The sequence below is a fragment of the Dokdonella sp. genome, from assembly GCF_017744955.1.
Classification (GTDB): Bacteria; Pseudomonadota; Gammaproteobacteria; order Xanthomonadales; family Rhodanobacteraceae; genus Dokdonella_A.
Window position 1 is genome coordinate 438,254 of sequence record NZ_JAGIAG010000002.1, and the last position, 25,403, is coordinate 463,656.

18 protein-coding genes, 1 tRNA gene and 1 riboswitch are annotated in these 25,403 nt (G+C 68.2%); of the genes, 12 read left to right on the plus strand and 7 right to left on the minus strand.

Translation table 11 applies throughout. The annotated features are described in order from the left end of the window. Positions 1-155 precede the first annotated feature (155 nt). From miaA to J7520_RS07045, 9 genes are all read left to right on the plus strand, one after another. Positions 156-1,097 (plus strand): tRNA (adenosine(37)-N6)-dimethylallyltransferase MiaA, encoded by a 942-nt coding sequence (gene miaA, locus J7520_RS07005; RefSeq protein WP_291185856.1) that lies wholly within the window; start codon positions 156-158, stop codon positions 1,095-1,097. 164 nt (positions 1,098-1,261) lie between these two features. After that, positions 1,262-1,543 (plus strand): RNA chaperone Hfq, encoded by a 282-nt coding sequence (gene hfq / locus J7520_RS07010; RefSeq protein ID WP_291185858.1) that lies wholly within the window; start codon positions 1,262-1,264, stop codon positions 1,541-1,543. 73 nt (positions 1,544-1,616) lie between these two features. Then, entirely contained in the window at positions 1,617-3,050 is a 1,434-nt protein-coding gene (gene hflX / locus J7520_RS07015) for a ribosome rescue GTPase HflX (protein WP_291186534.1), read from the plus strand. Between the two features lie 191 nt (positions 3,051-3,241). Further along, on the plus strand, positions 3,242-4,297 hold the full coding sequence (gene hflK / locus J7520_RS07020; protein ID WP_291185860.1) for an FtsH protease activity modulator HflK: 1,056 nt from the start codon (positions 3,242-3,244) through the stop codon (positions 4,295-4,297). After that, complete coding sequence (hflC, locus tag J7520_RS07025; protein WP_291185862.1) at positions 4,297-5,157, plus strand: protease modulator HflC; 861 nt, start codon at positions 4,297-4,299, stop codon at positions 5,155-5,157. The genes hflK and hflC overlap by 1 nt, the downstream gene beginning before the upstream one ends. Beyond that, a complete protein-coding gene (locus J7520_RS07030; protein WP_291185865.1) occupies positions 5,154-5,336 on the plus strand; it encodes a DUF2065 family protein in 183 nt (60 codons plus the stop codon). Before hflC ends, J7520_RS07030 begins: the two co-directional genes overlap by 4 nt. A 193-nt stretch (positions 5,337-5,529) precedes the next feature. Beyond that, positions 5,530-6,822, plus strand: a complete 1,293-nt coding sequence (locus tag J7520_RS07035) for an adenylosuccinate synthase (protein ID WP_291185868.1) — start codon at positions 5,530-5,532, stop codon at positions 6,820-6,822. A gap of 216 nt (positions 6,823-7,038) precedes the next feature. Further along, a complete protein-coding gene (locus J7520_RS07040; protein ID WP_291185871.1) occupies positions 7,039-8,682 on the plus strand; it encodes a hypothetical protein in 1,644 nt (547 codons plus the stop codon). Between the two features lie 331 nt (positions 8,683-9,013). Further along, positions 9,014-10,582, plus strand: a complete 1,569-nt coding sequence (locus J7520_RS07045) for a hypothetical protein (protein WP_291185873.1) — start codon at positions 9,014-9,016, stop codon at positions 10,580-10,582. A gap of 107 nt (positions 10,583-10,689) precedes the next feature. Here J7520_RS07045 and gcvP read toward each other — a convergent pair whose 3' ends face one another. From gcvP to gcvA, 3 genes are all read right to left on the minus strand, one after another. Further along, positions 10,690-13,560 carry an aminomethyl-transferring glycine dehydrogenase gene (gene gcvP / locus J7520_RS07050; RefSeq protein ID WP_291185876.1) on the minus strand — a complete coding sequence of 957 codons (2,871 nt, stop codon included), beginning with the start codon at positions 13,558-13,560 and terminating at the stop codon, positions 10,690-10,692. 40 nt (positions 13,561-13,600) lie between these two features. Next, positions 13,601-13,703: riboswitch (glycine riboswitch) on the minus strand. Between the two features lie 166 nt (positions 13,704-13,869). After that, the gene (locus J7520_RS07055) at positions 13,870-17,352 is read right to left on the minus strand and encodes a GEVED domain-containing protein (RefSeq protein WP_291185878.1); all 3,483 of its coding nucleotides are present in this window, start codon (positions 17,350-17,352) and stop codon (positions 13,870-13,872) included. Positions 17,353-17,611: 259 nt separating this feature from the next. Further along, positions 17,612-18,508 (minus strand): transcriptional regulator GcvA, encoded by an 897-nt coding sequence (gene gcvA, locus J7520_RS07060; RefSeq protein ID WP_291185880.1) that lies wholly within the window; start codon positions 18,506-18,508, stop codon positions 17,612-17,614. Positions 18,509-18,615: 107 nt separating this feature from the next. On the opposite strand from gcvA, the gene J7520_RS07065 reads away from it, so the two are divergent. Next, complete coding sequence (locus J7520_RS07065) at positions 18,616-18,933, plus strand: putative quinol monooxygenase (RefSeq protein ID WP_291185882.1); 318 nt, start codon at positions 18,616-18,618, stop codon at positions 18,931-18,933. A 52-nt stretch (positions 18,934-18,985) separates the two neighbouring features. Next, positions 18,986-19,360, plus strand: a complete 375-nt coding sequence (locus tag J7520_RS07070; RefSeq protein ID WP_291185884.1) for a GFA family protein — start codon at positions 18,986-18,988, stop codon at positions 19,358-19,360. Between the two features lie 447 nt (positions 19,361-19,807). Here the strand turns inward: J7520_RS07070 and J7520_RS07075 are convergent, their stop codons facing one another. The 3 genes from J7520_RS07075 to J7520_RS07085 form a co-directional block, all read right to left on the minus strand. Further along, positions 19,808-20,392: a dihydrofolate reductase family protein gene (locus J7520_RS07075; protein WP_291185887.1), complete on the minus strand. Its 585-nt coding sequence runs from the start codon at positions 20,390-20,392 to the stop codon at positions 19,808-19,810. 105 nt (positions 20,393-20,497) lie between these two features. Next, the gene (locus J7520_RS07080; protein ID WP_291185890.1) at positions 20,498-21,502 is read right to left on the minus strand and encodes an RNA polymerase subunit sigma-70; all 1,005 of its coding nucleotides are present in this window, start codon (positions 21,500-21,502) and stop codon (positions 20,498-20,500) included. A 364-nt stretch (positions 21,503-21,866) separates the two neighbouring features. After that, positions 21,867-21,951 (minus strand) — tRNA-Leu (locus tag J7520_RS07085). 277 nt (positions 21,952-22,228) lie between these two features. On the opposite strand from J7520_RS07085, the gene rnr reads away from it, so the two are divergent. Further along, entirely contained in the window at positions 22,229-24,391 is a 2,163-nt protein-coding gene (rnr, locus tag J7520_RS07090) for a ribonuclease R (RefSeq protein WP_291186537.1), read from the plus strand. A 67-nt stretch (positions 24,392-24,458) separates the two neighbouring features. Here the strand turns inward: rnr and J7520_RS07095 are convergent, their stop codons facing one another. Next, on the minus strand, positions 24,459-25,295 hold the full coding sequence (locus tag J7520_RS07095; RefSeq protein WP_291185892.1) for a sterol desaturase family protein: 837 nt from the start codon (positions 25,293-25,295) through the stop codon (positions 24,459-24,461). Between the last annotated feature and the right edge of the window lie 108 nt (positions 25,296-25,403).

Genomic DNA, 25,403 nt, shown 5'->3' on the forward strand with positions numbered 1-25,403 from the left:
TCGTTCGTTCCTGTGGGGAGGATGGGCGAGGGGCGCGATTATAGGTCGAGCACCGCCCTCCGGCGGTGCGAGTGGGAGGCAGCAGCCGACCGGGTGCGCTCCATGGACGGATGCTTGCGACAAGCAGACTCTCGCACTCGACATACAATCTTCCGATGCCATTCGCCGATCGACGCCCACCTGCGATCTTCCTGATGGGACCGACCGCGTCCGGCAAGACCGCGCTCGCCTGCGCGCTGGCCGAGCGCTTCGCGCTGGGTCTGATCAGCGTCGACTCCGCTCTGGTCTATCGCGGCCTGGACATCGGAGCGGCCAAGCCGGACGTGGCGACGCTGGCGCGCCATCCGCATCGCCTGATCGACATTCGCGATCCCACACAGCCGTATTCGGCGGCCGATTTCCGCGTCGACGCGCTGGCCGCGATGGACGAGGTGACGCGATCGGGCGCGGTGCCGCTCCTGGTCGGCGGCACCGGCCTGTACTTTCGCGCGCTCGAGCGCGGCCTGTCCGACTTGCCGGAAGCCGACGCCGGCGTGCGCGCCGGATTGGCCGAAGAGGCGGCGCGGCTCGGCTGGCCGGCGCTGCACGCGCGTCTGGCCGGGCTCGACCCGCCGGCCGCCGCGCGCATCCGCCCGAACGACGCGCAGCGCATCCAGCGCGCGCTGGAAGTCATCGCGCTCACCGGCCGGCCGCTCAGCGAGCAGCAGGGCGGGCAGCGCGATCGCCTGCCGTGGCGCGTCCTCAAGCTGGCCTTGCTGCCCGCGGAGCGCGCGCCGCTCCACGCGGTGATCGCGGCGCGTTTCGAGGCGATGCTCGGCGCCGGATTTCTGGACGAGGCGCGGCAGCTGCTGGCGGCCGTCGGGACGAAGTTCGATCTGCCGGCGATGCGCGCGGTCGGGTATCGTCAGGTGTGGCCGTATCTGGCCGGCGAGATCGATCGGGAGACCTTCGTCCAGCGCGCGATTTTTGCGACGCGGCAATTGGCGAAACGGCAGACCACCTGGCTGCGCAGCGAGCTGGATGCGCGCACGTTCACGCCGGATCGCGCCGATTTGGCGGAACATGCGGCGAGGGCGGTCGCCGACTTCCTCGCATGATCGTCACGGAACGCGAACGATGCCGTTTTAATTGTCGGAACAAATCGTTAAGATGCGTGCTTGGCTGAACGCGGATTGAATCGGGCGTTGCGCGGGGAGCTCCTCCCTGATGCGCCGCGTGACTTTTTGCCGGTTCGTGATTTCGTTGCTGGGAGAAGAAGACCATGTCCAAGGGGCAGTCGCTGCAGGATCCGTTTTTGAATGCTTTGCGCCGTGAGCGCGTGCCGGTGTCGATCTATCTGGTCAACGGCATCAAGTTGCAGGGCACCGTCGAGTCGTTCGACCAGTTCGTCGTGCTGCTGCGCAACACGGTCAGTCAGATGGTCTACAAGCACGCGATCTCGACCGTCGTGCCTTCGCGCAACGTGCGCGTCGGCGGCGCTCAGGAAGGCGGCGGCTCCGGCGGCCATGCGGTCTCCGTGGACGCGACCGACGAAGCGAGCTGATCGGGCGGACCGCCGGGCTTGAATTCGTCCGCAACGGACGCATCCAGGCGGTTCCCAACCGAGGGCCAGTCTCCTGTTCGAACGATCCAAAAAGGGCGAGCGCGCGCTGCTGCTGCAGCCGCAGGCGCCGGGCCAACACGATCCGCTCGCGCTGGAGGAATTCGGCGAACTCGCGCGCTCGGCCGGCGCCACCGTCGTCGGTTCGCTCGGCGCGCGCGTCGAACGGCCCAACCCGCGCTATTTCGTCGGCGAAGGCAAGGCCGAGGAACTGAAGGAACACAAGCAGGCGCTGGACGCCGACCTGATCCTGGTCAATCACGCGCTCAGCCCCGTGCAGGAGCGCAACCTCGAGAAGCTCACCCAGTGCCGCGTGGTCGACCGCACTGGCCTAATCCTCGACATCTTCGCGCAGCGCGCGCGTTCGCACGAAGGCAAGCTGCAAGTCGAGCTGGCGCAGCTCAAGCACATGTCCACGCGCCTGGTGCGCGGCTGGACCCACCTCGAACGCCAGCGCGGCGGTTCGATCGGCCTGCGCGGTCCCGGCGAAACCCAGCTCGAACTCGACCGCCGCCTGCTCGGCGAGCGCGTCAAGCAGTTGCAGAAGCGCATGGAGAAGGTCGAGACGCAGCGCGCCACCGCGCGCCGCTCGCGCCAGCGCAACGCGCTGCCGGTGGTGGCGCTGGTCGGCTACACCAACGCCGGCAAGTCGACCCTCTTCAACACGCTGACCGGCTCGGGCGTGTACGCCGCCGACCAGTTGTTCGCGACGCTGGACCCGACCCTGCGCCGCCTCGACGGCCTGGACTGCGGTCCGATCCTGCTCGCCGACACGGTCGGCTTCATCCGCGACCTGCCGCACGATCTCGTCGCCGCATTCCGCTCGACGCTCGCCGAGGCGCGCGATGCGGATCTGCTGCTGCACGTCGTCGACGCTTCCGACGCGGAGCGCGACGAGCGCATCGCCGACGTCGAGAAGGTATTGGCCGAGATCGGTGCCGACGATCTGCCGCAGGTGCTGGTGTTCAACAAGATCGACCTGCTTCAGGCCGATGATATGCCTCAAGCGGAGGTCCCTGCCGACGACAGCGCGGACGCGGCCGTCCACGACGGGGCTGCTCGATCCGCAGCGGCTTCGTCGAAGCCGACCTACCGGCTCGACTACATCGACGGCGGCGAACAGCCGCGTGCCTGGGTGTCGGCGACGAGCGGGGCCGGGCTGGACGGCCTGCGCCGCGCGATCGAGCAGCGGCTCGGCAGCGAGCGCGTGCGCGCGCAGCTGCAATTGCCGTCCTCCGCCGGCCGGCTGCGCGCGCGCCTGCACGCGCAGGGCCTGATCGCCGAGGAAAGCGCCGACGAGAGCGGCTGGCACATCCGCATCGACGCGCCGCGCGCCCTGGTCGAACCTCTGTTCGGCCTGCCCCACGGCGACGGCGAATGGCTGCGCGAGCGTCTGGATCGGCTTGCCGCAGCGGAGGACGCTACCTACAATCCGGCGGTGGTGGCGTAGATTGATCCTTGCGATCGTGGTCTCTTGCGATCGCCCCCCGATCGCCTCCGGAGCCACGGCGCAGCGGGTCAGGATGCGATCACCGCCGACGACGCGCCTCAGGCGACCGTCCCTGGCCGCACTTTTCAGTGAAGCCCAAATCAGTGAAGCTCAGAATGTCGGCAAGGTTGCGGGCAGCGAGGTAGCGAGTAATGGCGTGGAATGAACCCGGCGGCGGCAAGCAGCGCGACCCGTGGCGCGACAACGGCGGCAACGGCTCCGGACCGGATCTGGATGCGCTGACCCGGCGTCTGCGCGAATTCTTCAATCGCCTGTTCGGCGGCAAGGGCGGCGGTCCCGGCGTCGCGGTGGTCGCGATCGTGCTGGTCTGGCTGGTCTTCGACAGCTTCGCGCTGATCAAGGCGGGCGAGTCGGGCGTCGTGCTGCGCTTCGGCGAAGTGGCGCGCCTGATGACGCCGGGCATCAACTTCAAGCTGCCGCGTCCGATCGAGACGCTCTACAAAGTCAACGTCGGCGGCATGCGCACCACCAACGCGCAGGTGCGCATGCTGACGCGCGACGAGAACATCGTGCTGATCGACTTCAACGTGCAGTACCTCGTCACCGATCCGCAGAAGGTGCTGTTCGGCGTGCGCGATCCGGACGGTACGCTCGGCCAGGCGGCCGAGAGCGCGGTGCGTTCGGTGATCGGCGCCGGCACGATGGACACGATCCTGTCCGGCCAGCGCGCCGAGCTGATCACGCGCGCCAAGCAGCAGCTGCAGGCGACGCTGGATCAGTACAAGACCGGCCTGACCGTGAACGCGCTGAACTTCCAGAACGTGCGCCCGCCGCAGGAAGTCAAGGACGCCTTCGACGACGCCAGCCGCGCATTGCAGGACAAGCAGCGCCTGGAAGAGGAGGCGAAGGCCTACGCCAGCAAAGTCGTGCCGGAGGCGCGCGGCGACGCCGCCACCACGCGTGCCGAGGCCGAGGGCTACAAGAGCGAGCGCGTCGCGCGCGCCGAGGGTGACGCGCAGCGCTTCAACCTGGTGCAGGCGCAGTACAAAGCCGCGCCGGAAGTCACGCGCAAGCGCATGTACCTGGAAACGATGCAGGGCGTGCTCGAGCGCACGCCGAAGATCATCGACTTCTCCGGCGGCAAGAACATCATCTCGTTGCCGGCCTCGCCGGAAATCCGCGCCGCGGTGCCGGGTGCGGCCGGCGCCACGGTCGTCGCGCCGGAATCGGGCAAGGGAGGTCGCTGATGCGTTTCGCTTCCATCGTGATCCTGCTGGCGGCTGTCTTCATCGCCGGCAGTTCGATCTTCATCGTGCGTGCGGACCAGACCGCGATTCTTCTCCAGTTCGGCCGGATCGTGAAAAGCGGTTACGAGCCGGGCCTGCATTTCAAGATGCCGCTGCTGCAGCAGGTGCAGCGGTTCGACAAGCGACTGCTGACGCTGGAGTCGCCGCCCGAGCGCACGCTCACCTCCGAGAAGAAGGACGTCAACATCGACTTCTTCGTGAAGTGGCGCATCTCCGACCCGGCCCGATACTACGTGTCGGTCGGCGGCGACGAGTCGGTCGCGCAGACGCGCGTCGCGCCGCGCATCCGCGACGGCCTGCGTACCGCGGTGAACTCCAAGACGCTGCAGGAACTGGTTTCCGGCGGTCGTGCGGACCTGACCCAGGGGCTGATCGCGGAGGCCAATACCGCCATCGAGGGCCTCGGCATCGAGGTGATCGACCTGCGCATCAAGCGCATCGACCTGCCCGAAGACGGCACCGTGATCAATTCGGTGTACGAACGCATGCGTTCGGAACGCAAGAAGGTCGCCAGCCAGCTGCGCGCCGAGGGCGAAGAGGTTTCGCGCACGATCCAGGCCGACGCCGACCGCCAGGTGCAGGTGATCAAGGCCGAAGCCTACCGCGACGCCGAGAAGACCCGCGGCGAAGGCGATGCCGCCGCCGCCCAGACCTACGCCGCCGCCTACGGGCGCGACGCGGAGTTCTACGCGTTCTACCGCAGCTTGGAGGCCTACCGCGAGTCGTTCGTGACGCCGAACGGCCTGCTGCTGCTCGATCCGAAGAGCGAGTTCCTGCATTACCTGCAAGAGAGCAAGTGAGCGAACTGGCGGCGGCCTTGTGCCTGATCCTCGTGCTCGAGGGCCTGTTCCTGTTCGCCGCACCGCAGGCGTGGAAACGCATGGCCGAACAGATGCAACAAATCGATCCACGTTCGCTGCGTATGATCGGCGGCGCGATGATGGCGGTCGGCCTGATCGCGCTGAAGGTCGTGCATTGATTTAGAAACGGCTCTCCATCCGCCGCGTGACGGCCGGGTGGAGAGCGGTTTCCCGCACGGACGCCGAGGTCGAATCCTTTCTCGGCCCGGGTGTCCGCGCGGGAATGGCAAGATGGGCGGGCTGCCGACACCGCCGTTCGCGGCGCACCGGCGCCTGCACTCCACAATTTCCGTTTCATCTGGCGAGAACAACATGGGCAAGTCAGTCGTCATTCTCGGCGCGCAATGGGGCGACGAAGGCAAGGGCAAGATCGTCGACCTGCTGACGCAGGACATCGGCGCAGTGGTGCGCTTCCAGGGCGGCCACAACGCCGGCCACACCCTGGTCATCAAGGGCAAGAAGACCGTGCTGCACCTGATCCCGTCCGGCATCCTGCGCGACGACGCGCTGTGCCTGATCGGCAACGGCGTGGTGCTGTCGCCGGCGGCGCTGCGCAAGGAGATCGAGGAGCTCGAGGCGAGCGGTGTCGAGGTGCGTTCGCGGCTGAAGATCAGCCCGGCCACGCCGCTGATCATGCCGTACCACATCGCGCTCGATCAGGCGCGCGAGAAGGCCGCCGGCGGCAAGGCGATCGGCACCACCGGCCGCGGCATCGGTCCGGCCTACGAGGACAAGGTCGCGCGTCGCGGCATCCGCGTCGCCGACCTGCACTATCCGGAGCAACTGGCCGAGCTGCTGCGCACCGCGCTCGACTACCACAACTTCGTGTTGACCCGGTATCTGGGCGGCGAGGCGATCGACTTCCAGCAGACCTACGACGAGGCGCTGGCGTTCGGCGAGTACGTGCAGCCGATGAAGTCCGACGTCGCCGGTCTCTTGTACGAGCTGCGCAAGCAGGGCAAGCGCGTTCTGTTCGAGGGCGCGCAGGGCGCGCTGCTCGACATCGACCACGGCACCTATCCCTACGTGACCTCGTCGAACACGACCATCGGCGGCGCGCTGGCCGGCACCGGCGTCGGCGCCGACACGATCGACTACGTGCTCGGCATCGCCAAGGCCTACGCCACGCGCGTCGGCGGCGGCCCGTTCCCGACCGAACTCAACGACGAGATCGGGCAGGGCATCCGCGACCGCGGCCAGGAGTACGGCGCCTCGACCGGCCGTCCGCGCCGCTGCGGCTGGATGGACATCGTCGCGCTGAAGCGCGCGGTCGCGATCAACGGCATCAGCGGTCTGTGCATCACCAAGCTCGACATCCTCGACGGCATGGAGAAGCTGAAGATCTGCATCGCGTACGAGTACCGCGGCAAGCGCACCGAGTACGCGCCGCTCGACGCCGCCGGCTGGGACGAGTGCACGCCGGTCTATCTCGAATTCCCGGGCTGGCAGGAATCGACCCACGGCATCACCGAATGGGACAAGCTGCCGCCCGCCGCGCGCGCTTACCTGCGCGCGCTGGAGGAGCTGGCCGGCTGTCCGCTGGCGATCGTCAGCACCGGCCCGGATCGCGACGCGAACATCGTGCTGCGCGATCCGTTCGCCTGAGCATTCGCGAAATCATCAAAAAGTTCAAAAAGATAGGAGCAGCGAAAGAGCTCCGCGAATGATTCGCGAATGACGCGCGAATGGCGCGCGAGTCCGCTTCCGGCAGGGGCGGACTAGGTTGACCGGGTTCCACAGTCGGTGCCACGGGGCGGCGTCCCAGTCGGGAAGCGGCTCCGCGGCAGGTTTGCGAACCCCCTTGTCAGGAGTCAGCCCGCAATGCGCCTCACCCCGTACGCCGCCGCCATCACCCTGATCGCCTGCGCTTCCGCCCAGGCCGGTGAATTCATTCCGCTCCAGACCGAACTCGGTCAGGCCACCAAGTTTTCGCAGAACGGCGAATACCTTTCGATCTTCGTGAACGGCAGCGGCGGTGCGCGCTGGATCCGCGCCACGGGCGCGGAGGAGCCGATCTCCGGCCTCAACTCCCTCAACGGAATCAACAATCTCGGCACCGTGTCCGGCTCGGTACCGGTCGGCGGCGGCGCCGACAACGGCGGCACGGACGTGCCGGCGCTGTCCGCGCTGGGCGCGACGGCACCGACCGAAATGCCGCTGCCGGCCGATACGCAGAACGCCGACGTCTACGACGTTTCCGACGACGGCTCCGCGGTCGGCCTGACCTGGGCCACCGACTGGAGCGTGGCCCGCGCCTACTACTTTTCCGCCAGCCAGAACGCGATCGCGGTGCTGCCGGTCGACGATCCGGACGAAGGTTCGCGCGGCAACTCGATCAGCGCCGACGGCAGCGTGATCGCCGGCTGGAACGACGATCCGACCACCGGCTTCCGCCGCGGCGTGGTGTGGATCGGCCTGGTGCCGACCTATCCGACCGCGACGATCGGCGCCGATACCTACAACGTCGGCGAAGCGTCCGCCGTCAGCGGCAACGGCCAATGGGTGGTCGGCAGCAACTATCCGAGCGACACCGGCGCGGCCTCCTGGCGCCTCAACGTCCAGACCGGCGAGCTGACCGAGATTCCGGTCATGCCGTTCGCGTTCGGCATCAGCGACGACGGCAAGACCGTGGTCGGCGCCAGTGGGTTCTTCGACGTTCCGCCGCGCGCGGCGTACATCTGGACCGAGGAAGGTGGCAGCCAGCTGCTGACCGACTACATGACGGCGAAGGGCATCGAATATCCGTCGGACTGGGGTTTCGAAGGCGGCCTGACGGCGATCTCCGGCGACGGCGACACGGTCGCCGGCTGGACCCGCGTCAGTCCCAACGGCTTGCAGTCGTTCATCGTCACCGGCATCAGCGCACCGGCCGATTCGATCTTCAAGGACGGCTTCGACGGTGCGCCGCCGCTCAATCCGGTGCTCGACTCGGGCTTCGAGCAGAGCCTCGGCGGCTCGGGGCCATGGGCGTCGACCTCGACCAACTTCGGCGTCGCGCTGTGCAGCATTTCGATGTGTGGCGACGGCGGCGGCAGCGCCGGCGCGCATTCGGGCAGTGCCTGGGCCTGGTTCGGCGGCGCCGAAGAGGCGGCGGAGGAGAGCACGGTCTCCCAGTCGGTGACGATTCCGGCCGGCGGACCGCAGTACCTGAACTTCTGGCTGTGGATCGGCGCCGTCAACGGCAGCGACTCGGTGCTCACGGTCAGCGTAGACGGCACCGAGGTGGCTTCCTATCCGGAGCCGCCGGAAGCCGAAGCCGGTTACACGCAGCGCAGCGTGGACATCAGCGCGTATGCCGACGGCGCCGCGCACACGATCGAGTTCCGCTACTCGGAGACGGCCGGGATCATGTCCAACTACAGCCTCGACGACGTGACGATCGATGCGACGCAGCCGACGTTGCGTGCGCCGGTCCGTGCGTCGAAGACGCCGGACGCCGCCACGGCGACGCGCAAGCGCCACTGATCGCGCGGCACCGACGGACGGCTAGCCGTCCGTCGGGACCTCATGCGACGGGAGGCACCTGGAAAGCCGAGGCGTGAGCCTCGGCTTTTTCCTTGCCTGTCGCGTCGTTCGGGAATCGTGAAATCGCATCGGAAACGCATGCGGCGATAGCGCGTCGGGAGCGGCCGATGTGCGGCTTGATCGGGTTCGCAGACGCCGAGAATGCTGCGCGAACGCGGCGCGAAGCGCATTCCCTCCAAGGCCAACTAGCGTGGGCGGACGCGAGAAGCGCGGGGCATGTGCTCCGGTTTCCGCGGCCTTCCCGTGCTTCGCGTCAAGGAGTCGGCTCACCATGCGCGTTTCTCCCTATCTCGCCGCCGTCGCGACGATCGCCAGCGGTTCGGTCTTCGCGGCCGGCGAATTCATCCCGCTCGACACCGCCGACGGACAGGCGACGCAGTTTTCGCAGAACGGGCAATACCTCGCGATCTCCACCGGCGACGCCGGCGGTGCGCGCTGGATCCGCGCGAGCGGCGTGGAAGAACCTATCACCGGGATGAACTATCTGAACGGCATCAACAACCTCGGCGCGATCTCCGGCTCGCTGATCGCGGGCGGCGGCACCGACGCGCCGGCGCTGTCACCGCTCGGCGCCGGCGCCCCGACGGCGCTGCCGCTGCCGGTCGATCTGCAGAACGCCGGCGTCGACGACGTCGCCGACGACGGCTCGGCGGTCGGGCTGGCCTGGATGAGCGACTGGAGCGTCGCCAGGGCCTACTACTACTCGGCGGCCGACGGCGCGGTGACGCCGTTGCCGGTCGCCTCGCCGGAAGCGCCGTCGCGCGCGAGCTCGATCAGCGCCGACGGCCACGTGATTGCCGGCTGGAACGACGAGCCGGCGTCGGGTTTCCGGCGCGGCGTGGTGTGGAAGGACGGTGTCGCGACGTATCCGGTCGTCACCCTCGACGGGGGTGAGTACAACGTCGGCGAGGGCGCGGCGGTCAGCGGCAACGGTCGCTGGGTGGTCGGTCATTTCCATCCGCGCGACAAGTCGTCGGGCTCCTGGCGGCTGGACGTCGAGACCGGCGAAGTCGTCGAGATTCCGTCGATGCCGTTCGCGTTCGGCGTCAGCGACGACGGCAGGACGGTGGTCGGTTCCGGTTCGTATTTCCTGTACCCGCCGCGCGCGCCCTACGTCTGGACCGAGGCCGGCGGCACCGAACTGCTGACCGACTATCTGGCGGCGCGCGCGATCGCCTATCCGTCCGATTGGGGCTTCGAAGGCGGACTCACCGCCGTCTCCGGCGACGGCCTCGCGGTCGCAGGCTGGACGCGCACCAGCCCGAGCGGCATGCGGTCGTTCGTGGTGACCGGCATCGACGCGCCGGTCGACGCGGTCTTCGACAACGGTTTCGACGGTGCGCCGGCGTCCAATCCGGTTGCCGACCCGGGCTTCGAGGGCAGCATCAACGGCGATGGTCCGTGGACCTCGACCTCGAGCGTCCGCGGCTCGGCGATCTGCGCGGTGGTGTTCTGCGGCGACGGCCTCGGCACGGCGGGGCCGCACCGTGGCCCGATCTGGGCCTGGCTCGGCGGCGTGGAAGGCTCGGCCGAGGAGTCGACCGTCTCGCAGCGGCTGAGGATTCCGTCCGGCGCGCCGCGCTACCTCAATTTCTGGCTGTGGATCGGCCTGGTCAACGGCAGCGATTCGATGATGACGGTGCGCATCGACGGCGTGGAGGTGGCGTCCTATCCGGAACCGGCCAACGCCGAGGACGGCTACACGCAGCGCAGCGTGGACATCGGCGCGTACGCCGACGGCGCCGAGCACACGATCCAATTCCGCTACACCGAAAGCGCCGGGCGGATCTCCAACTACGGCCTGGACGACGTCACGATCGACGCGGAACCGGCGCCGTAGCGCGCCGATCATTCCGCTCGCCGACGGACGGGCGCCGCGTCGTCCGTCGGCCAACGAGCATGGTCGACGCCTGGCCGAAGCAGGCGTCGACTCCTGCAAGCCGGGGCTCAGGCCTCGGCTTCTTCCTTGTACGCATCCACCGGGATGCACGCGCACATCACGTTCTTGTCGCCGTAGACGTTGTCCACGCGCGACACCGGCGGCCAGTACTTGGAGAGCTTCAGCGAGGGCAGCGGGAACGCGGCCAGTTCGCGCGGGTAGGCGCGCGTCCATTCGCTCGCGCTGACCTGCGTCGCGGTGTGCGGCGCGTGCTTGAGCGGATTGTCCTCGCGATCCAGGCGGCCGTCCTCGACCGCGCGGATCTCGTCGCGGATCTGGATCATTGCGTCGATGAAGCGATCCAGTTCGTGCAGCGATTCGCTCTCGGTCGGCTCCACCATCAAGGTGCCGGCGACGGGGAAGCTCAGGGTCGGCGCGTGGAAGCCGAAGTCGATCAGGCGCTTGGCCACGTCCTCTGCGCTGATGCCGGTCGCATCCTTGAGCGGGCGCAGGTCGAGGATGCATTCGTGCGCGACCAGGCCGTTGCGACCGGTGTAGAGCGTCTCGTAGTGCGGCGCGAGGCGCTTGGCGACGTAGTTCGCGTTGAGCATCGCGACCTGGGTCGCCTTGCGCAGCCCGTCCTTGCCCATCAGCGTGACGTACATCCAGCTGATCGGCAGGATCGAGGCGGAGCCGAAGCTCGCCGCGGAAACCATGCCGACGTCGCCGCCGCCGCCGAGCTTCCTCGGCAGGAACGGCGCCAGGTGCGACTTCACCGCGCAGGGGCCGACGCCGGGGCCGCCGCCGCCGTGCGGGATGCAGAAGGTCTTGTGCAGGTTCAGGTGCGAGACGTCCGAACCCCATTTGCCCGGCTTGGCCAGGCCGACCAGCGCGTTCATGTTGGCGCCGTCGGTGTACACCTGCCCGCCGTGGCGATGCACGATCTCGCAGATCTCGACCACTTCCTCCTCGAACACGCCGTGCGTGGACGGGTAGGTCATCATGATCGCGGCGAGGCGGTCGCCGTACTTCTCGGCATTGCGGCGGATGTCCTCGACGTCGACATTGCCGTTGGCGTCGGTCTTGGTCACCACCACGGTCATGCCGCACATCTGCGCCGAGGCCGGATTGGTGCCGTGCGCGGAATCGGGGATCAGGCAGATGTCGCGATGGCCTTCGCCGCGCGAGCGGTGGTAGGCGCGGATCGCGAGCAGGCCGGCGTATTCGCCCTGCGCGCCGGAATTGGGCTGCAGGCTGACCGCGTCGTAGCCGGTGCATTCGGCCAGCATCGCCTCGAGGCCGTCGATCAGCTCCTTGTAGCCGCGCGCCTGGTCGGCCGGCGCCAGCGGATGCAGGTTGCCGAACTCGGGCCAGGTCACCGGGATCATCTCGGCGGTGGCGTTGAGCTTCATCGTGCACGAGCCGAGCGGGATCATCGTGCGATCCATCGCCAGGTCCTTGTCCGCCAGCGCGCGCATGTAGCGCAGCAGCTCGTGCTCGCTGTGGTGCGTGTTGAACACCGGATGCTGCAGGAACGCCGACTGCCGCCGCAGCGACGCCGGCAGCGCGTCGGGCGTGTCCGCGTCGAAGGCGTCGAGGTCCTCGATCGCGGCGCCGAACAGGCGCGCCAGCGCGAGCACTTCGGCGCGCGTGGTCGTCTCGTCGAGGCTGATGCCGACGCTGGTCGCGTCGATGTGGCGCAGGTTGATGCGCTCGTGGCTGGCGTACAGGTGCACCTGGGCCGCATTGATGCCGGTGACGTGCAGCGTGTCGAAGAAGCCGTCGCCGACGGCGACGCCGGCTTCGCGCAGCGCGCGGGCGAGGATCGCCGCCAGGCGGTGCGTGCGGCGCGCGATGCGCACGAGGCCTTCCGGACCGTGGTAGACCGCGTACATCGAGGCCATCACGGCGAGCAGCACCTGCGCGGTGCAGATGTTCGAGGTCGCCTTCTCGCGGCGGATGTGCTGCTCGCGCGTCTGCAAGGTCAGGCGATAGGCGGGCTTGCCCTCGGTGTCGACCGAGACGCCGATCAGGCGGCCCGGCATCGAACGCTTGTACGCGTCGCGGCAGGCCATGAAGCCGGCATGCGGGCCGCCGAAGCCGAACGGCACGCCGAAGCGCTGCGAATTGCCGACCACGATGTCGGCGCCGAACTCGCCCGGCGCCTTCAGCAGGGTCAGCGCGAGCAGGTCGCTGGCGACGGCGAGAATGCCGCCGCGCGCGTGCACGGCGTCGGCGACGGCCTGGTAGTCGCGCACGCCGCCGAAGGTGTCGGGGTATTGCAGCAGGGCGCCGAACGCGTCGACTTCGGCGGCCTCGACGTCGGCGCCGACATGCAGCGCGATGCCGAGCGGCTCGGCGCGCGTGCGCAGCACTTCCAGCGTCTGCGGATGCACGTTGTCGGCGACGAAGAATGTGTTCGACTTCGACTTGGCCGAACGCTTCGCCAAGGTCATCGCCTCGGCCGCGGCGGTCGCCTCGTCGAGCAGGGACGCGTTGGCGATCTCCATGCCGGTGAGGTCGGCGACCATCGTCTGGAAGTTGATCAGCGCTTCCATGCGGCCTTGCGAGATCTCCGCCTGGTACGGCGTGTAGGCCGTGTACCAGGCCGGGTTCTCGAGGATGTTGCGCAGGATGACGTTCGGCGTGTGGGTGCCGTAGTAGCCCTGGCCGATGAAGCTCCTGAAGACTTCGTTCTTGTCGGCGACGGCGCGGATCTTCGCCAGCGCTTCGACTTCGCCGATCGCGTCGGGCAGGGCCAGCGGGGCTGCCGACTTGATCGAGCCGGGCACGATCGCGTCGGTCATCGCGTCGAGCGAGGCGTAGCCGACGCTGCGCAGCATCTGCGCGATCTCGGCGTCGTTCGGGCCGATGTGGCGTTCGACGAAGGCGGAATGATGTTCGAGGTCGCGCAGCGAGGGCGAGGCGTTCTGGGTCATGGAGGCGTCCGGAATACGGAAAACGTGCGAAGCCGCACGCGGGCGCCCCTCTGTCCTTTTGCCTGAGAGTTTGGAAGCTCGCGCTTCTTGCCCCTTCGGCGCCGGCGCGCGTTCGCGCGACCGATCTCTCCAGAGTGTGTGCACGCGCCGGTCAGGAGCCTGAGCGATTACGGGCGTTGCGCCTTCGGCAGCGGCTGGAGCCGCTTCTCCCGGGGCGTGCATCGACGCGCGAGTATAGCCGGTTGGCGCGTCGGCGCGCGCGCCGCACTCCGTCCCTGGCGGGGACGGAGTGCGGCGGCGGTGGTCAGGTCACGGCGTGCGCGATTCGAAGCCGTCCGCGAAGATGCGGTCGTTCGAGCAGGTGACGGCCACGTCGGTCACGTTCGCCGCGGCGATCGTGCCGCTGCCTTGCGCGATCGAGCACAGCGAGCCGGCTGGCTGGCTGGCGACGGTGACGTCGTACGCGGTGCCGTCGGCCAGGCCGATCGGGAACGTGAACGCGCCGTCGCCGACGATCGGCAATGTCTGCGCGCCGTCGTTCAACGACAGGATCAGGCCGGTGCCGAGCAGGCCGCCGACATTGCCGCCGACGGTGTAGGTCGACGTCGCATCGGCGACGGTGACGGTGTAGTCCTCGGCCTGGCCCCATCCCTCGGTATTGCACGCCGCCGGATAGCTGACCGACGAGGAATACTTCTTGATCACGCGCATGCGCGTGTTGCCGGTCAGTGCGGTGGCGGGAACGGCGACCGTGTTGGTGGCCTGGACGGCGTCCGTACCGGTCGAATTGGCGATCGCGCCGATGTTGTAGCCCTCGCCGCTGTCGAAGCTGCCGTTGTGGTTCCAGTCGATGTAGGCCGAGACGTAGGTGGTGAAGTTGCCGGCCGTATTGCCCTTGACCGCGATCGTGGCGGCGACGCCGCGGGTGAGGCTGCCGACGATCGCGGTGAAGTCCTCGAGCGCGGGCGAGCCGTCGACGGTCGGGCTGCTGGTGTTGTCGATGCCGCCGATCGTCACGCGCGTGATCGGTTCGACCGCGTTGGAGAACGCCGCCACGCAGTACGGCTCGGGGAAGGTCACGCCGGTCGTGAACGAAAACACCGGCGAGGTCGCGCTGTCGCCGCAGGGGCTGTTCGCCTTGACGCGCCAGTAGTAGGTGGTCAGCGGCTGCAGCGGCGTCGCCGGCGTCCAGGTCGCCGCGCTCGGCTCGCCGGTCGCGACGATGGTGGTGAAGCCGGAATCGCTGGCGACTTCGATCGTGTAGGTCAGCGCGGCGGGATCCGTCGCCCAGGTGAAGGTCGGCTGGCGCGCCACGTCGGCGGCGGCGTCGGCCGGCGCGGTCAGGCTCGGCGTCGCCGGCGTGCCGCTGGTCGTCTGCAACTGCACCGTGACGGAATGGCCGGGGCTGTCCGTGGCGGTGCCGGCGACCGTGATCGTCGAGGTACCGGCCGCGGCGCTGCCGGACGCGGTCTGGGTCAGCATCGCGCTGGTGCCCGGGACGACCGGGTTCGGCGTGAAGCTCGCGGTGACGCCGGCCGGCAGGCCGCTCGCGTTCAGCGTCACCGGATTGGCGAAGCTCATCTGCGAACCGATGTCGATCGTGTAGCTCGCGCTGCCGGGTGCGCAGGTCGTCTGCGTCGGATTCGGTACGCTGAGCGAGAAGTCCGGTGCGTCTGCCGAGCAGACCGGTCGCGTGCCGCAGGCGATGTCGTGCGCCTTGAACGCGTCCCAGATGCGGCAGGCGTTCGGCGTGCCGTTGGCGAGGTTGCCGTCGTCGTCGTCCGCGGCGAGATACACCGTGTACCAGTTGTTCGCGCCGCAGCCGTCCACTTGCGCCGCGGGACTGCACTGGCCGCCGGAGGTCACGCGATAGGCGCTCTTGGACGGGATCAGCGAGCCGTACCAGATGCGATCCATCTCCTGCCAGCCTTCGCTCTCGCCGAACTTGTCGACTAGCGCCTGCGCCAGATCCCAGTTCGCCGAGCCGGCGATGTAGCTCTCGCAATGGCCTTCGTAGCCCATCGGACCCTGGTACGGGAAGATGCCGAATTGCAGGTACGGGCAGCTCCAGCGATCGCAGTCGATGCCGCCGTTGTCGATGACCGTCGAGGGCTTGGCGGTGACCGCCGCGCCGTGCGTGCTGAACGCGCCGAGGTCGCGCACGCCGGTGCAGGTGGCCTCGCAGTTGCGGCAGGGGACGCCGGGCGTGAAGTTCTTGCCTATGCAGGCGTCCTTCGTCTCGAGGAAGGCGAACGTGTCGCCGACCGCTTCGCCGCTGCCGTTCTCGCTGGCGGCGCCGCCGGTGTTGGTGTCCATGCCGTGACCCCATTCGTGCAGGAACACGGCCGCGATCTCGCCGGTGTTGGAACAGCCGCCGCCGGACTTGAAGAAGTTCACCGTGGTGCCGTCCCAGCCGGCGTTGCACTGGTCGTTGACGTTCATGTTCGCGGTGACCTTGCTCGCCAGCCACGGCAGGGTCGGGTGGTAGGTCGCCGCTTTGCGGTTGATGTTGGTCAGGTGGTAGAAGCCGGTACGCGAGGCGTGCGTGTTGCCGGCGCCGCCGACGCCGGGCGTGACGCAGTCGGTGCCGCCGCTGGTGCCGAGCGCGAGGTTGCCGTCGGTCGAATTCGACAGCGAGATCGCGCCGCAGTTGTCGGACATCTTGAAGTACTTGCCGTCCAGGGCGGTCGTCGCGGCGCCGCCGCTGTAGTCGTAGATGCCGAGCGCGTCGGTGACCTTGGCGCCGCCGTTGGTGACCGCGGCGAACGGCATCGGCTCGACGACTTCCGGATCGGTGTTGGTGGTCGGGTAGATGCCGCCGCTGACGGTGGCGTCGGCGTAGACGGCGAGGTTGCGCACCTCGATGACCGAGCCGGTGTGCGCGTCGAACAGCACCTGGTACGTCACGTCGTCGTCGTTGACGCGGAACACGAAGCGCCAGGCCAGGCGATGCACGTAGCCGGCACCGGTCGCGCCGGTGTAGATCTCGGCCGTCTTCTCGCCGCTCGGCGCGCCCGGCAGCAGCACCAGTTCGCCGGCTTCGCGCGTCTCCACGACCTCGGTACCGGCCGGGAAGGCGAGTTCCTGCCAGGCCGCCTTGAACGCGTCCGCGCGTGCGATCGACGGACGCGTGTCGACGCGCACCGGGGCGACCATTTCCTCGCCGAACTGCACGACGTTGCCGTGCGAGATGCGGAAGAACAGGTTCGCGCGATCCACCCGCACGCCGCCGGCGTACTGCGCGAATTCGACGAACCAGTGCGTATCGCCCTTGCCGTAGGCGGTGCTGGCGGGATCGAGGCGGAACTCCAGGCCGCGCGTCTGCAGCAGGTCGTCGTTCGCGGCGATGAAGTCGCGCAGCTTCGTTTCGACGACGGCGAGATCGATCGTCGCGTCGGCGGCGAGGCCGAGGCTCGCCGCGGTGAGGGAGTTGCCCTTGCCCGGCAGCAGCGGAACGCCGCTGCCCTGGATCAGGTTGGGTCGATCCGAGCGCCGGTCCCAGCGCAGCTCCCAGCTGCCGCCCTGCCGCTGCAGGAATTCGGCCGCGCCGGTCTTCATCGGTACGTAGCGGCCGGGCGCGAGTTCGAGACTCGGCTCCAGATCCGGCTGGACGCTCAATTCCGGCGCGAGGAACGGGCGCGACAGCTTGGTCTTCAGGCCCTGGTTCGAGTCGACCGGCTGGATGGCCGAGACGGGCGCGGCGAGCGCGATGCACAACGTCGCCGCGAAAGCGGCAAGGAACCACTTGCCCTGGCCGCTCTTGGCGCGGCCGGGTCTGCAACCCAGTTTCATCGAGGTCAACTCCCCATGCGATCGCCACGGCCGGAAGAGGGCGCCGCGGCCTTCGTCCAGGCGGTTCCCGTTTTTTCCCCGCGGGAACCTGCGCGCGGATCGTACACCGGACGCGCGAACGAAGAACCCGCCTTAGGGCGGGGCCACGGCAATGCGTCCGCGTACGCTGCTCGGGGGCGGCGATGTGCGGGTGTGTCAGGCGATTGCGGTCCCGCGCTGGTGAATCGCCGGAGGCGGTCGAGACCGCTCGCGAGCCCCGTCATCGCGCGAGGCGGGTATCCATCTCGGCGAAGATCCAGTCGCGGAACGCTTTCACCTTGCGCTGGCGGATCGTCTGCGGTGGATAGACCAGATAGAAGCTCGACGTCGCCTTCAGCGCCTGCTCGAAGGGCCGCATCAGCCGGCCCGCGGCGAGATCGTCCGCCACCAGCATGGTCCGGCCCAGCGCGACGCCTTCGCCCTGCACGGCGGCCTGCACGGCGAAGGTGTAGGAGTCGAAGGTGAGGCCGCCGCGCGGGTTCACGCCCTTGACGCCGACGCTGGAAAACCATTCGGCCCAGCCGATCGGATAGTTGTCGCGGATCAGCGTGTGATGGCGCAGGTCCGCGGGCTTGCGCAGCGCATGTGCGCCTTTCAGCAGCCGCGGGCTGCACACGGGAAAGACTTCCTCGTCGGCGAGCCATTCCGACGTAAGCCCCGGATAGGCGCCGCCGCCGTAACGGATGGCGACGTCGATCCCATCGCCGAGGAAGGTGGCCAGCTTGCCGGTGGTGGACACGCGTACGTCGATGCCGCCGTGCGCGCGATGGAAACGATACAGGCGCGGAACCAGCCACCGTCCGGCGAAACCATCCGACGTGCTGACGTTGAGCGTGGCGCCGGAGCGACGGGTGGTCACTGCCGCGGTAGCGGCGGCCAGTTGATCGAGCGTCTCGCGCACCGCGCGCGCATAGGGTTCGCCGACCTCGGTGAGGCGCACGGCGCGCGCAGCGCGCTCGAACAGCCGCACGTCGAGATGGTCCTCCAGATGCTTCACGGCACGGCTGATCGCGCCGGGCGTGAGATGAAGTTCCTCGGCGGCCCTGGAGAAGCTGAGATGCCGGGCTGCGGCTTCGAAACAGGGCAGGGTGCTGAGCGGCGGGAGTTTGCGGGACATGATGATTGAGCGTTACTCAAGAATGGATGACAAACATTCGTTTGCCGGATGCCGCAAGCGCTGCGCAGAATGCCTGAGAATCTATGAGAATAACTCAAGGAAAGCAGATGGCCGCCGACACATCGCCCGTTACCGTCGTGATCACCTGTTCCATCCGGCCCGGGAAGCTGGACGTCGCCCGGCGCGAACTCGCCGCGGTCATCGACAAGGTGATGCTCCTCGAGCCCGCTTGCCGCGGCATCCGCGTGCACGAGAACCCCGAGCAGTCGCAGCGCTGGCTGATCGTCGAGCGATGGGACAGCCGGGAGGCATTCACCGGGCCGCACATGCAGCAGCCGCACATGCAGGCCTTTCTCGAAACGGCCGCAACCTTCCTGGACGGCGAAGCCGACTTCGCCTTCTGGCACGAAACCCTGGTGGCCTGAGGAGACGATCGTGCGCCCCATCACGCTGAACTGCCGCTGCGGGAAAGTGCAGATGCGACTGGATGCTGCGCCGGTGGCGCAGTTCTATTGCCATTGCGGAGACTGCCGCGCGGTCACCGGCGGTGCGCTGGCGCCCATCGCCCTGTTCCCGGCGCCGGCCGTCACAATCACCGGCGGCGACACGTTCACCTGGACCTACAAGACGTTGCCGCGAACCCGCTGCGCGACATGCGGCACGTTGCTCTTCGGCGAACCGCCGGGTATCGGCATGCGTGGCGTGAGCGGTTTCCTGCTGCCGACGGAGCGGTTCGAGCCGACGTTCCACATTCGTTGCCGGCAGGCCGTGGTGGCGGTGAAGGACGACCTGCCGCATTTCAAGGACGTTCCGACGATGTTCGGCGGAACCGACGAGACGGTCGACTGGTAGGGAATGGTTTCGCGGCTGCCGCGAAAAGTCCGTCGTGCCGAGCAGCCGTCAGCTCGCTTCCGCACAGGAGCGGTGGCGCGCAGCACGACGTCGCCGCGAAAGCGGCAAACAACGAGTTGCTGGCCGCTCTCGGCGCGGCCGGGTCTGCAACCCAGCTTCAGCGAGGCAACTCCCTGTGAGATCGTCACGGCCGGACGAGGTGTTGCGGCCTGCGGTTCCCGATTTTCCCCGCGGGAACCTGCGCGCGGATCGTACGCCGGACGCATCCATGAAAACCCGCCGGAAGGCGGGTTCCCCGGAAGCGAACGATGCGCGGCGGTCACGCGTGCAAAGTTGCACGCGTGAGGGCCGCATTTCTTCTCGACGACCCGAGCGGTGTGAACCAGGCCGGCCACTGGAACGTCGTTGTCACCCGGTCGGGCGAGTCGATGAAGTCGGCCGGTGGCTTCAGCGCGGCCGGCAGTCGTAGTGCAAAGCCACGGTGTCCGACTCCGGCAGGCGGCGCTGATCCAGCAGCACCCAGCGTTGCGCCAGGCCGGGCTCGAAGGTGGGCACGCCTCCACCCAGCAGCACGTTGCCCGCCAGCAGGTGCAGCTCGTCGACCATGCCGCGTGCCAGCAGGTCGTTGTAGAGCAGGTGGCTGCCGTAGATCAGCAGATCGGCGCCGGGCGCCGCCTTGAGTTCGGCGATGCGCGCCTGGGCCTGCGCGCGCGGCACCGCTTCGGTGTCGGCCCAGGGCGAGTCGGGGCGCACGCCCACGCGGTCGCCGACGACCAGTTTGCGCGCTGCCATCGTGCGCTCGGCGATCTCCCGTTGCACCGGATCACTGCCGGGACCGCGGTCGACGTTGGGCCAGTAGGCCTCGAACATCGCGAAGGTGGTGGCGCCGAAGAGCAGCGTGTCGGCGCGGCGCAGGCAGTCGAGATTGTGGATGCCGAAGGCGGCATCCATCGGCAGGCCGGCGAGCGCCCCGCCGGGGCCGGCGCAGTAGCCGTCGAGGGAACTGAGGATGCTGACGATGAGCTTGGCCATGAAAAAGTCTCCTGAGGTCGAACCACGCCACCGGTCCATCCGGGGCGTGTCATCTCGTTGGAGACGGGGCGATGACCGAATTCATCGGTGCCGGCCGCGATTTGTTCAGAAAAGTTCGTCGAGCATGCCGAAGCGCCGGCAGACGGCCGGGTCGATGAAGCTGTCGATCGAATCGATGCGGCCCTCGCGCAGGCGCAGCAGCACCACGCCGCCCGGTCGGAAGCGGTCGTCGCCGGCCTGCTGGATGTAGCAGGCGAAACCCGGCTGACCGTTCCCGCGAATCGGCTGCAGCCGCCACGGCGTCTGGAACACGCGCTCTGCGAAGAACATCTCGACGAAGCGGCGGCCGTCGAACCAGGCGGGCAGCGGCGGCATGGTGAAGCGGGCATCTTCGGCCAGCAGGCTGACCATGGCGGCGATGTCGCGATGCTCCCAGGCGCTCACGAAGCGCTGCAGCAGGCCATCGGCTGCGTGCTTGTCGGGCGGCTGCGGCTCGGCCGTGGGCATGCGCTCTCTCACCGTCTTCTGCGCGCGTTGCAGCGCGCTGTTGACCGACGCGACCGAGGTGTCGAGCATCTCGGCCGCTTCGGCCGCTGAATACTCCAGCACTTCGCGAAGCAGCAGGACGGCGCGCTGCGTGCCGGGCAGGTGCTGCAGCGCTGCGACGAAGGCGAGCGCCACCTGCTCGCGACGTTGCAGCGCGGTCGCCGGATCCTCGCCGGTGCCTTCGTCCGGCAGGGGCTCCAGCCACACCGGTCCGGCAACGGGCTCGCCCAGCTCGGCCGTCGCCTGCAGCGCTGCGCTGTGATCGGGCGAGGTCATGCGCTTCGGACGCTGCTCGATCAGCCTCAGGCACACATGCGTGGCGATGCGATAGAGCCAGGTGTCGAGCGTGCTGCGCGACTCGAAGCTGGCCAGCCCGCGCCAGGCGGCGAGCAGGGTTTCCTGCAGCGCGTCGTCGGCATCGAAGGGCGAGCCCAGCATGCGGTAACAGTGCATGTGTAGCTGGCGACGGCGCGGGGCCACCAGCCGGTCGAAGGCGGCGGCGTCGCCGGCGCGTGCGCGCGACAGCTGTTCGGTTTCGGCAATGGAATCCTGTGGCAGGGCCATCGCTCATTCTAGCCGTCGCTCCGGCATCGCCAGGTTCGGCCGATCGGCGCCGCACGCCGGAGGCTTTCATCGTGGGAGATCGGGAATTCACAAAGCGCACGGCGACACGGGGCGCGTCATTGAAGCGGGCGCAAGGTGTAGGGCGCGACACACGCGAAACGGCTTTTCACTCGGGAGATTCATTCGGAAATCGAATCTTCGATTCGCCCCGGACTGGCCACCGGACATTGCACCGTGCTGTTCCCTTCGGAACAACCGAGCGGTATCGGCGTGGGCAAGGCGAAGTCCGAAAAGCAGAAACCCCGCATAGGAGCGGGGTTTCGGAGTGTTGCTGGAAGTGCATGGACGTCGTCGGACGTCGAAGTGGTGCCCAGGAGAGGACTCGAACCTCCACGGTTTTACCCGCTAGTACCTGAAACTAGTGCGTCTACCAATTCCGCCACCTGGGCCCGCCGGCTGGGTGACCAACCGGGGGCGCGAACGATACTGGCGTCGCCAGGCTCTGTCAACGAATCGGCTTGCAATCGGCGTCTCGCTCGGCGACGCTGCGGGAGATACGAGGGAACGAATGTGAAACGAAGAAAGACGACCGACTCGCGCTCAGGCGCCGAGCGCAACAAACGAGGCCCGGGCCAGCGTGCCGGCAACAACAAGAAGAAGGCGCTGCCGGGCTGGCTGCCGTCGCCGCCACCGCCGGCGAGCAAGCGCGGCAAGGCCGCAGCGCCGATCCGCGATCCCTACGCCGAGCGCGAGGCGAGCCGTTACGAGCGCCCGATCGCGAGCCGCGAGGCGATCATCGCCTTGCTCGAGCAGCACGGCGAGCTGATGACGGTCGAGTCGATCGCGCGCACGCTGAACCTGACCGCGCCGACCGATTTCGAAGCGCTGACGCGCCGGCTCGGCGCAATGCTGCGCGACGGCCAGCTGATCCAGAACCGACGCGGCGGCTACGGCGTCGCCAGCAAGCTCGACCTGATTCGCGGCAGCGTGATCGCCAATGCGGAAGGCTACGGCTTTCTGCGTCCCGATGAAGGTGGCGGCGAGGACCTGTACCTGTCGCCGGCCGAGATGCGCAAGGTGCTGCACGGCGACCGCGTGCTCGCCAGCGTGGTCGGCGTCGATCGCCGCGGCCGTCGGCAGGGCGCCATCGTCGAGGTGCTGGAACGTCGCTCGCCGCGCCTGGTCGGGCGCGTGGTCGAGGAGAACGGCTTGGTCCTGGTCACGCCGGACGATCGTCGCCTGCACCAGGACATCCTGATCACGCCGGGCAAGGAGCGCGGCGCGCGCTCGGGCCAGATCGTGATCGTCGAGATCACCGAGCAGCCGACCACCCAGCGCGGACCGATGGGCCGCGTGCTCGCCGTCCTCGGCGAACGGCTGACGCCGTCGCTGGTGGTCGAGATGGCGATCGCCAGCCACGACCTGCCGCACGAATGGCCGGCCACGGTGCTGCGCGACGCGGCCAATGTCGCGCCGGAAGTCTCGGCTGCGGAGATCAAGGGCCGCGTCGACCTGCGCGCGACGCCGCTGGTGACGATCGACGGCGAGGACGCGCGTGACTTCGACGACGCCGTCTACGCCGAACCGAACGCGGACGGCTTCAAGCTGATCGTCGCGATCGCCGACGTCTCGCACTACGTGCGGCCGGGTACACCGCTGGATGAGGAGGCGTACAACCGCGCGACCTCGGTGTACTTCCCGGGCTTCGTCGTGCCGATGCTGCCGGAGAGCCTGTCGAACGGCATCTGTTCGCTCAATCCGAAGGTCGAGCGGCTGGCGATGGTCTGCGAGATGCAGGTCGACCGCGACGGTGAAGTCGCGCGCTCGAAGTTCTACCCGGCGGTGATCCGCTCGCACGCGCGCCTGACCTACACGCGCGTGTGGCAGGCGATCGGCGAGAAGAACGCCGACGCGCGCGCCGAACTGGCCGACGTGCTGCCGCAGCTCAAGCACCTGCACCAGCTCTACAAGCTGCTGGCGAAGGCGCGCCAGCGCCGCGGTGCGATCGACTTCGAGAGCAGCGAGGTCGCATTCCGCCTCGGGCCGAGCGGCGAGGTCGTACAGCTCGGCGCCTACGAGCGCAACGACGCGCACAAGCTGATCGAGGAATGCATGATCGCCGCCAACGTCGAGGCGGCGAAGTTCCTGCAGAAGAAGCGCATCCCGACGCCGTTCCGCGTGCACGCGCCGCCGCCGGCGTCGAAGTACGAGGACCTGCTCGAATTCCTGCGCGAATTCAAGCTGAGCATGCCGCCGCACGACCAGGTCACGCCGGGCGACTTCAGCGCGCTGCTGAAGAAGGTGCGCAAGCGCCCCGACGCCAGCCTGATCGAATCGGTGCTGCTGCGCTCGCAGAGCCTGGCCGTGTACCAGGCGACCGATCCGGGCCACTTCGGTCTCGGCCTGGAGTCGTACACGCACTTCACCTCGCCGATCCGCCGTTATCCGGACCTGCTCGTGCACCGCGCGATCCGCTACGCGCTCGGCGGCGGCAAGCCGGCCGGCTACGAATACAGCCCGAGCGCGATGGCGAGCCTGTGCGTGCACTGCTCGCACAACGAGCGCCGCGCCGACGAGGCCGAACGCGACGTCGACGAGCGCTACAAGTGCGCGTGGATGGAAAAGCACGTCGGCAGCGAGTTCGACGGCATCGTCTCCGGCGTCGCCTCGTTCGGCCTGTTCGTCGAGCTGGCCGAGTCGAAGATCAACGGCCTGGTGCACATCAGCCAGCTGCCGAACGACTACTACCACTTCGACGCGACGCGGCGCCTGCTCGCCGGCGAGCGGCGCGGCCTAAAGTTCCGTCTCGGCGACGCCGTGCGCGTGCAGGTGCTGCGCGCGAGTCTGGAAGACCGCAAGATCGATTTCCGCCTCGTGCCGACGAAATGACGGAGTGCCGCCCGGCTTCGGCGAATCGCCGATCCGGGCGCGCCTTCGCGTCGGCGAGAAATCCGGTTCAGGCCTTCGCGCGCGGCGACTTGAACGCGGATGCCAGCTGCTCGCGCCAGCCGCGGAACGGCGCGAGGCTGGAGCGCACGAGGCCGTTCAGATCCTCGCCGTCGTCGAGTCCGGTGCTCGGGTAGGTGTCCTTGGCGGGCTTGCAGTACGTCCCGAACAGGATGTCGAAGATCGGGAAGACGGCGGCGAAGTTCTTGTCGCGGTGTTCGCGAAGATCGGAGTGGTGGATGCGGTGGAGCTGCGGCCCGCACATGACCGACGTCAGCGGGCCCATCGAGAAGCGCACGTTCATGTGGATGAAGTAGCCCCACAGAAAGAGCACGCTCCACGGCAGCGCCATCGAAATCGGCTTCTGCTGGAAGAGCAGTCCCATCGGCAGCCACATCGCGAACACTCGGATCGGCTCTTCCAGCCAATGGTGACGGTTGCCCGAAGTGATGTTCAGCGAGAGCTCGGAGTGATGCAGCTTGTGCTGCATCCACAGCCAGCCGAACGTGTGCTGCGCGCGATGGAACCAGTAGTAGAAGAAATCGATGATGAAGAAGAACGCGAACACCTGCAGGGCCTGCCCGAGCGGGCCGTCCGGGAAGGCGACGGGAATGGCCAGTCCGAAGCGGTCGATCCAGGGCTTCGTCACCGCCTGCAGCGGCGGCAGCAGCAGGTTGGTGAGCAGCAGGAACACGAACGTGTAGGCGATGTTGAAGCCGATGCGGCGCAGCGGCTGCTGCGACTCGGCCGGCCGCAACTGCTCGATCGCCAGCCCGATGCAGTAGACGACGCAGATCCACTGGAACGCCTGCCATGCCGTGGTGAAGCTGTCGTGGAAATACTGCATGAGGCGAAGCAGGCGGAGACGTCAGGAGCCGAAGTGTACAATACGCCGCTGTGCACCCTCTCGGGAGCAGGCGTCGAGCAAGCCGCAAGCGCTTCTTTTCGCAGGGGA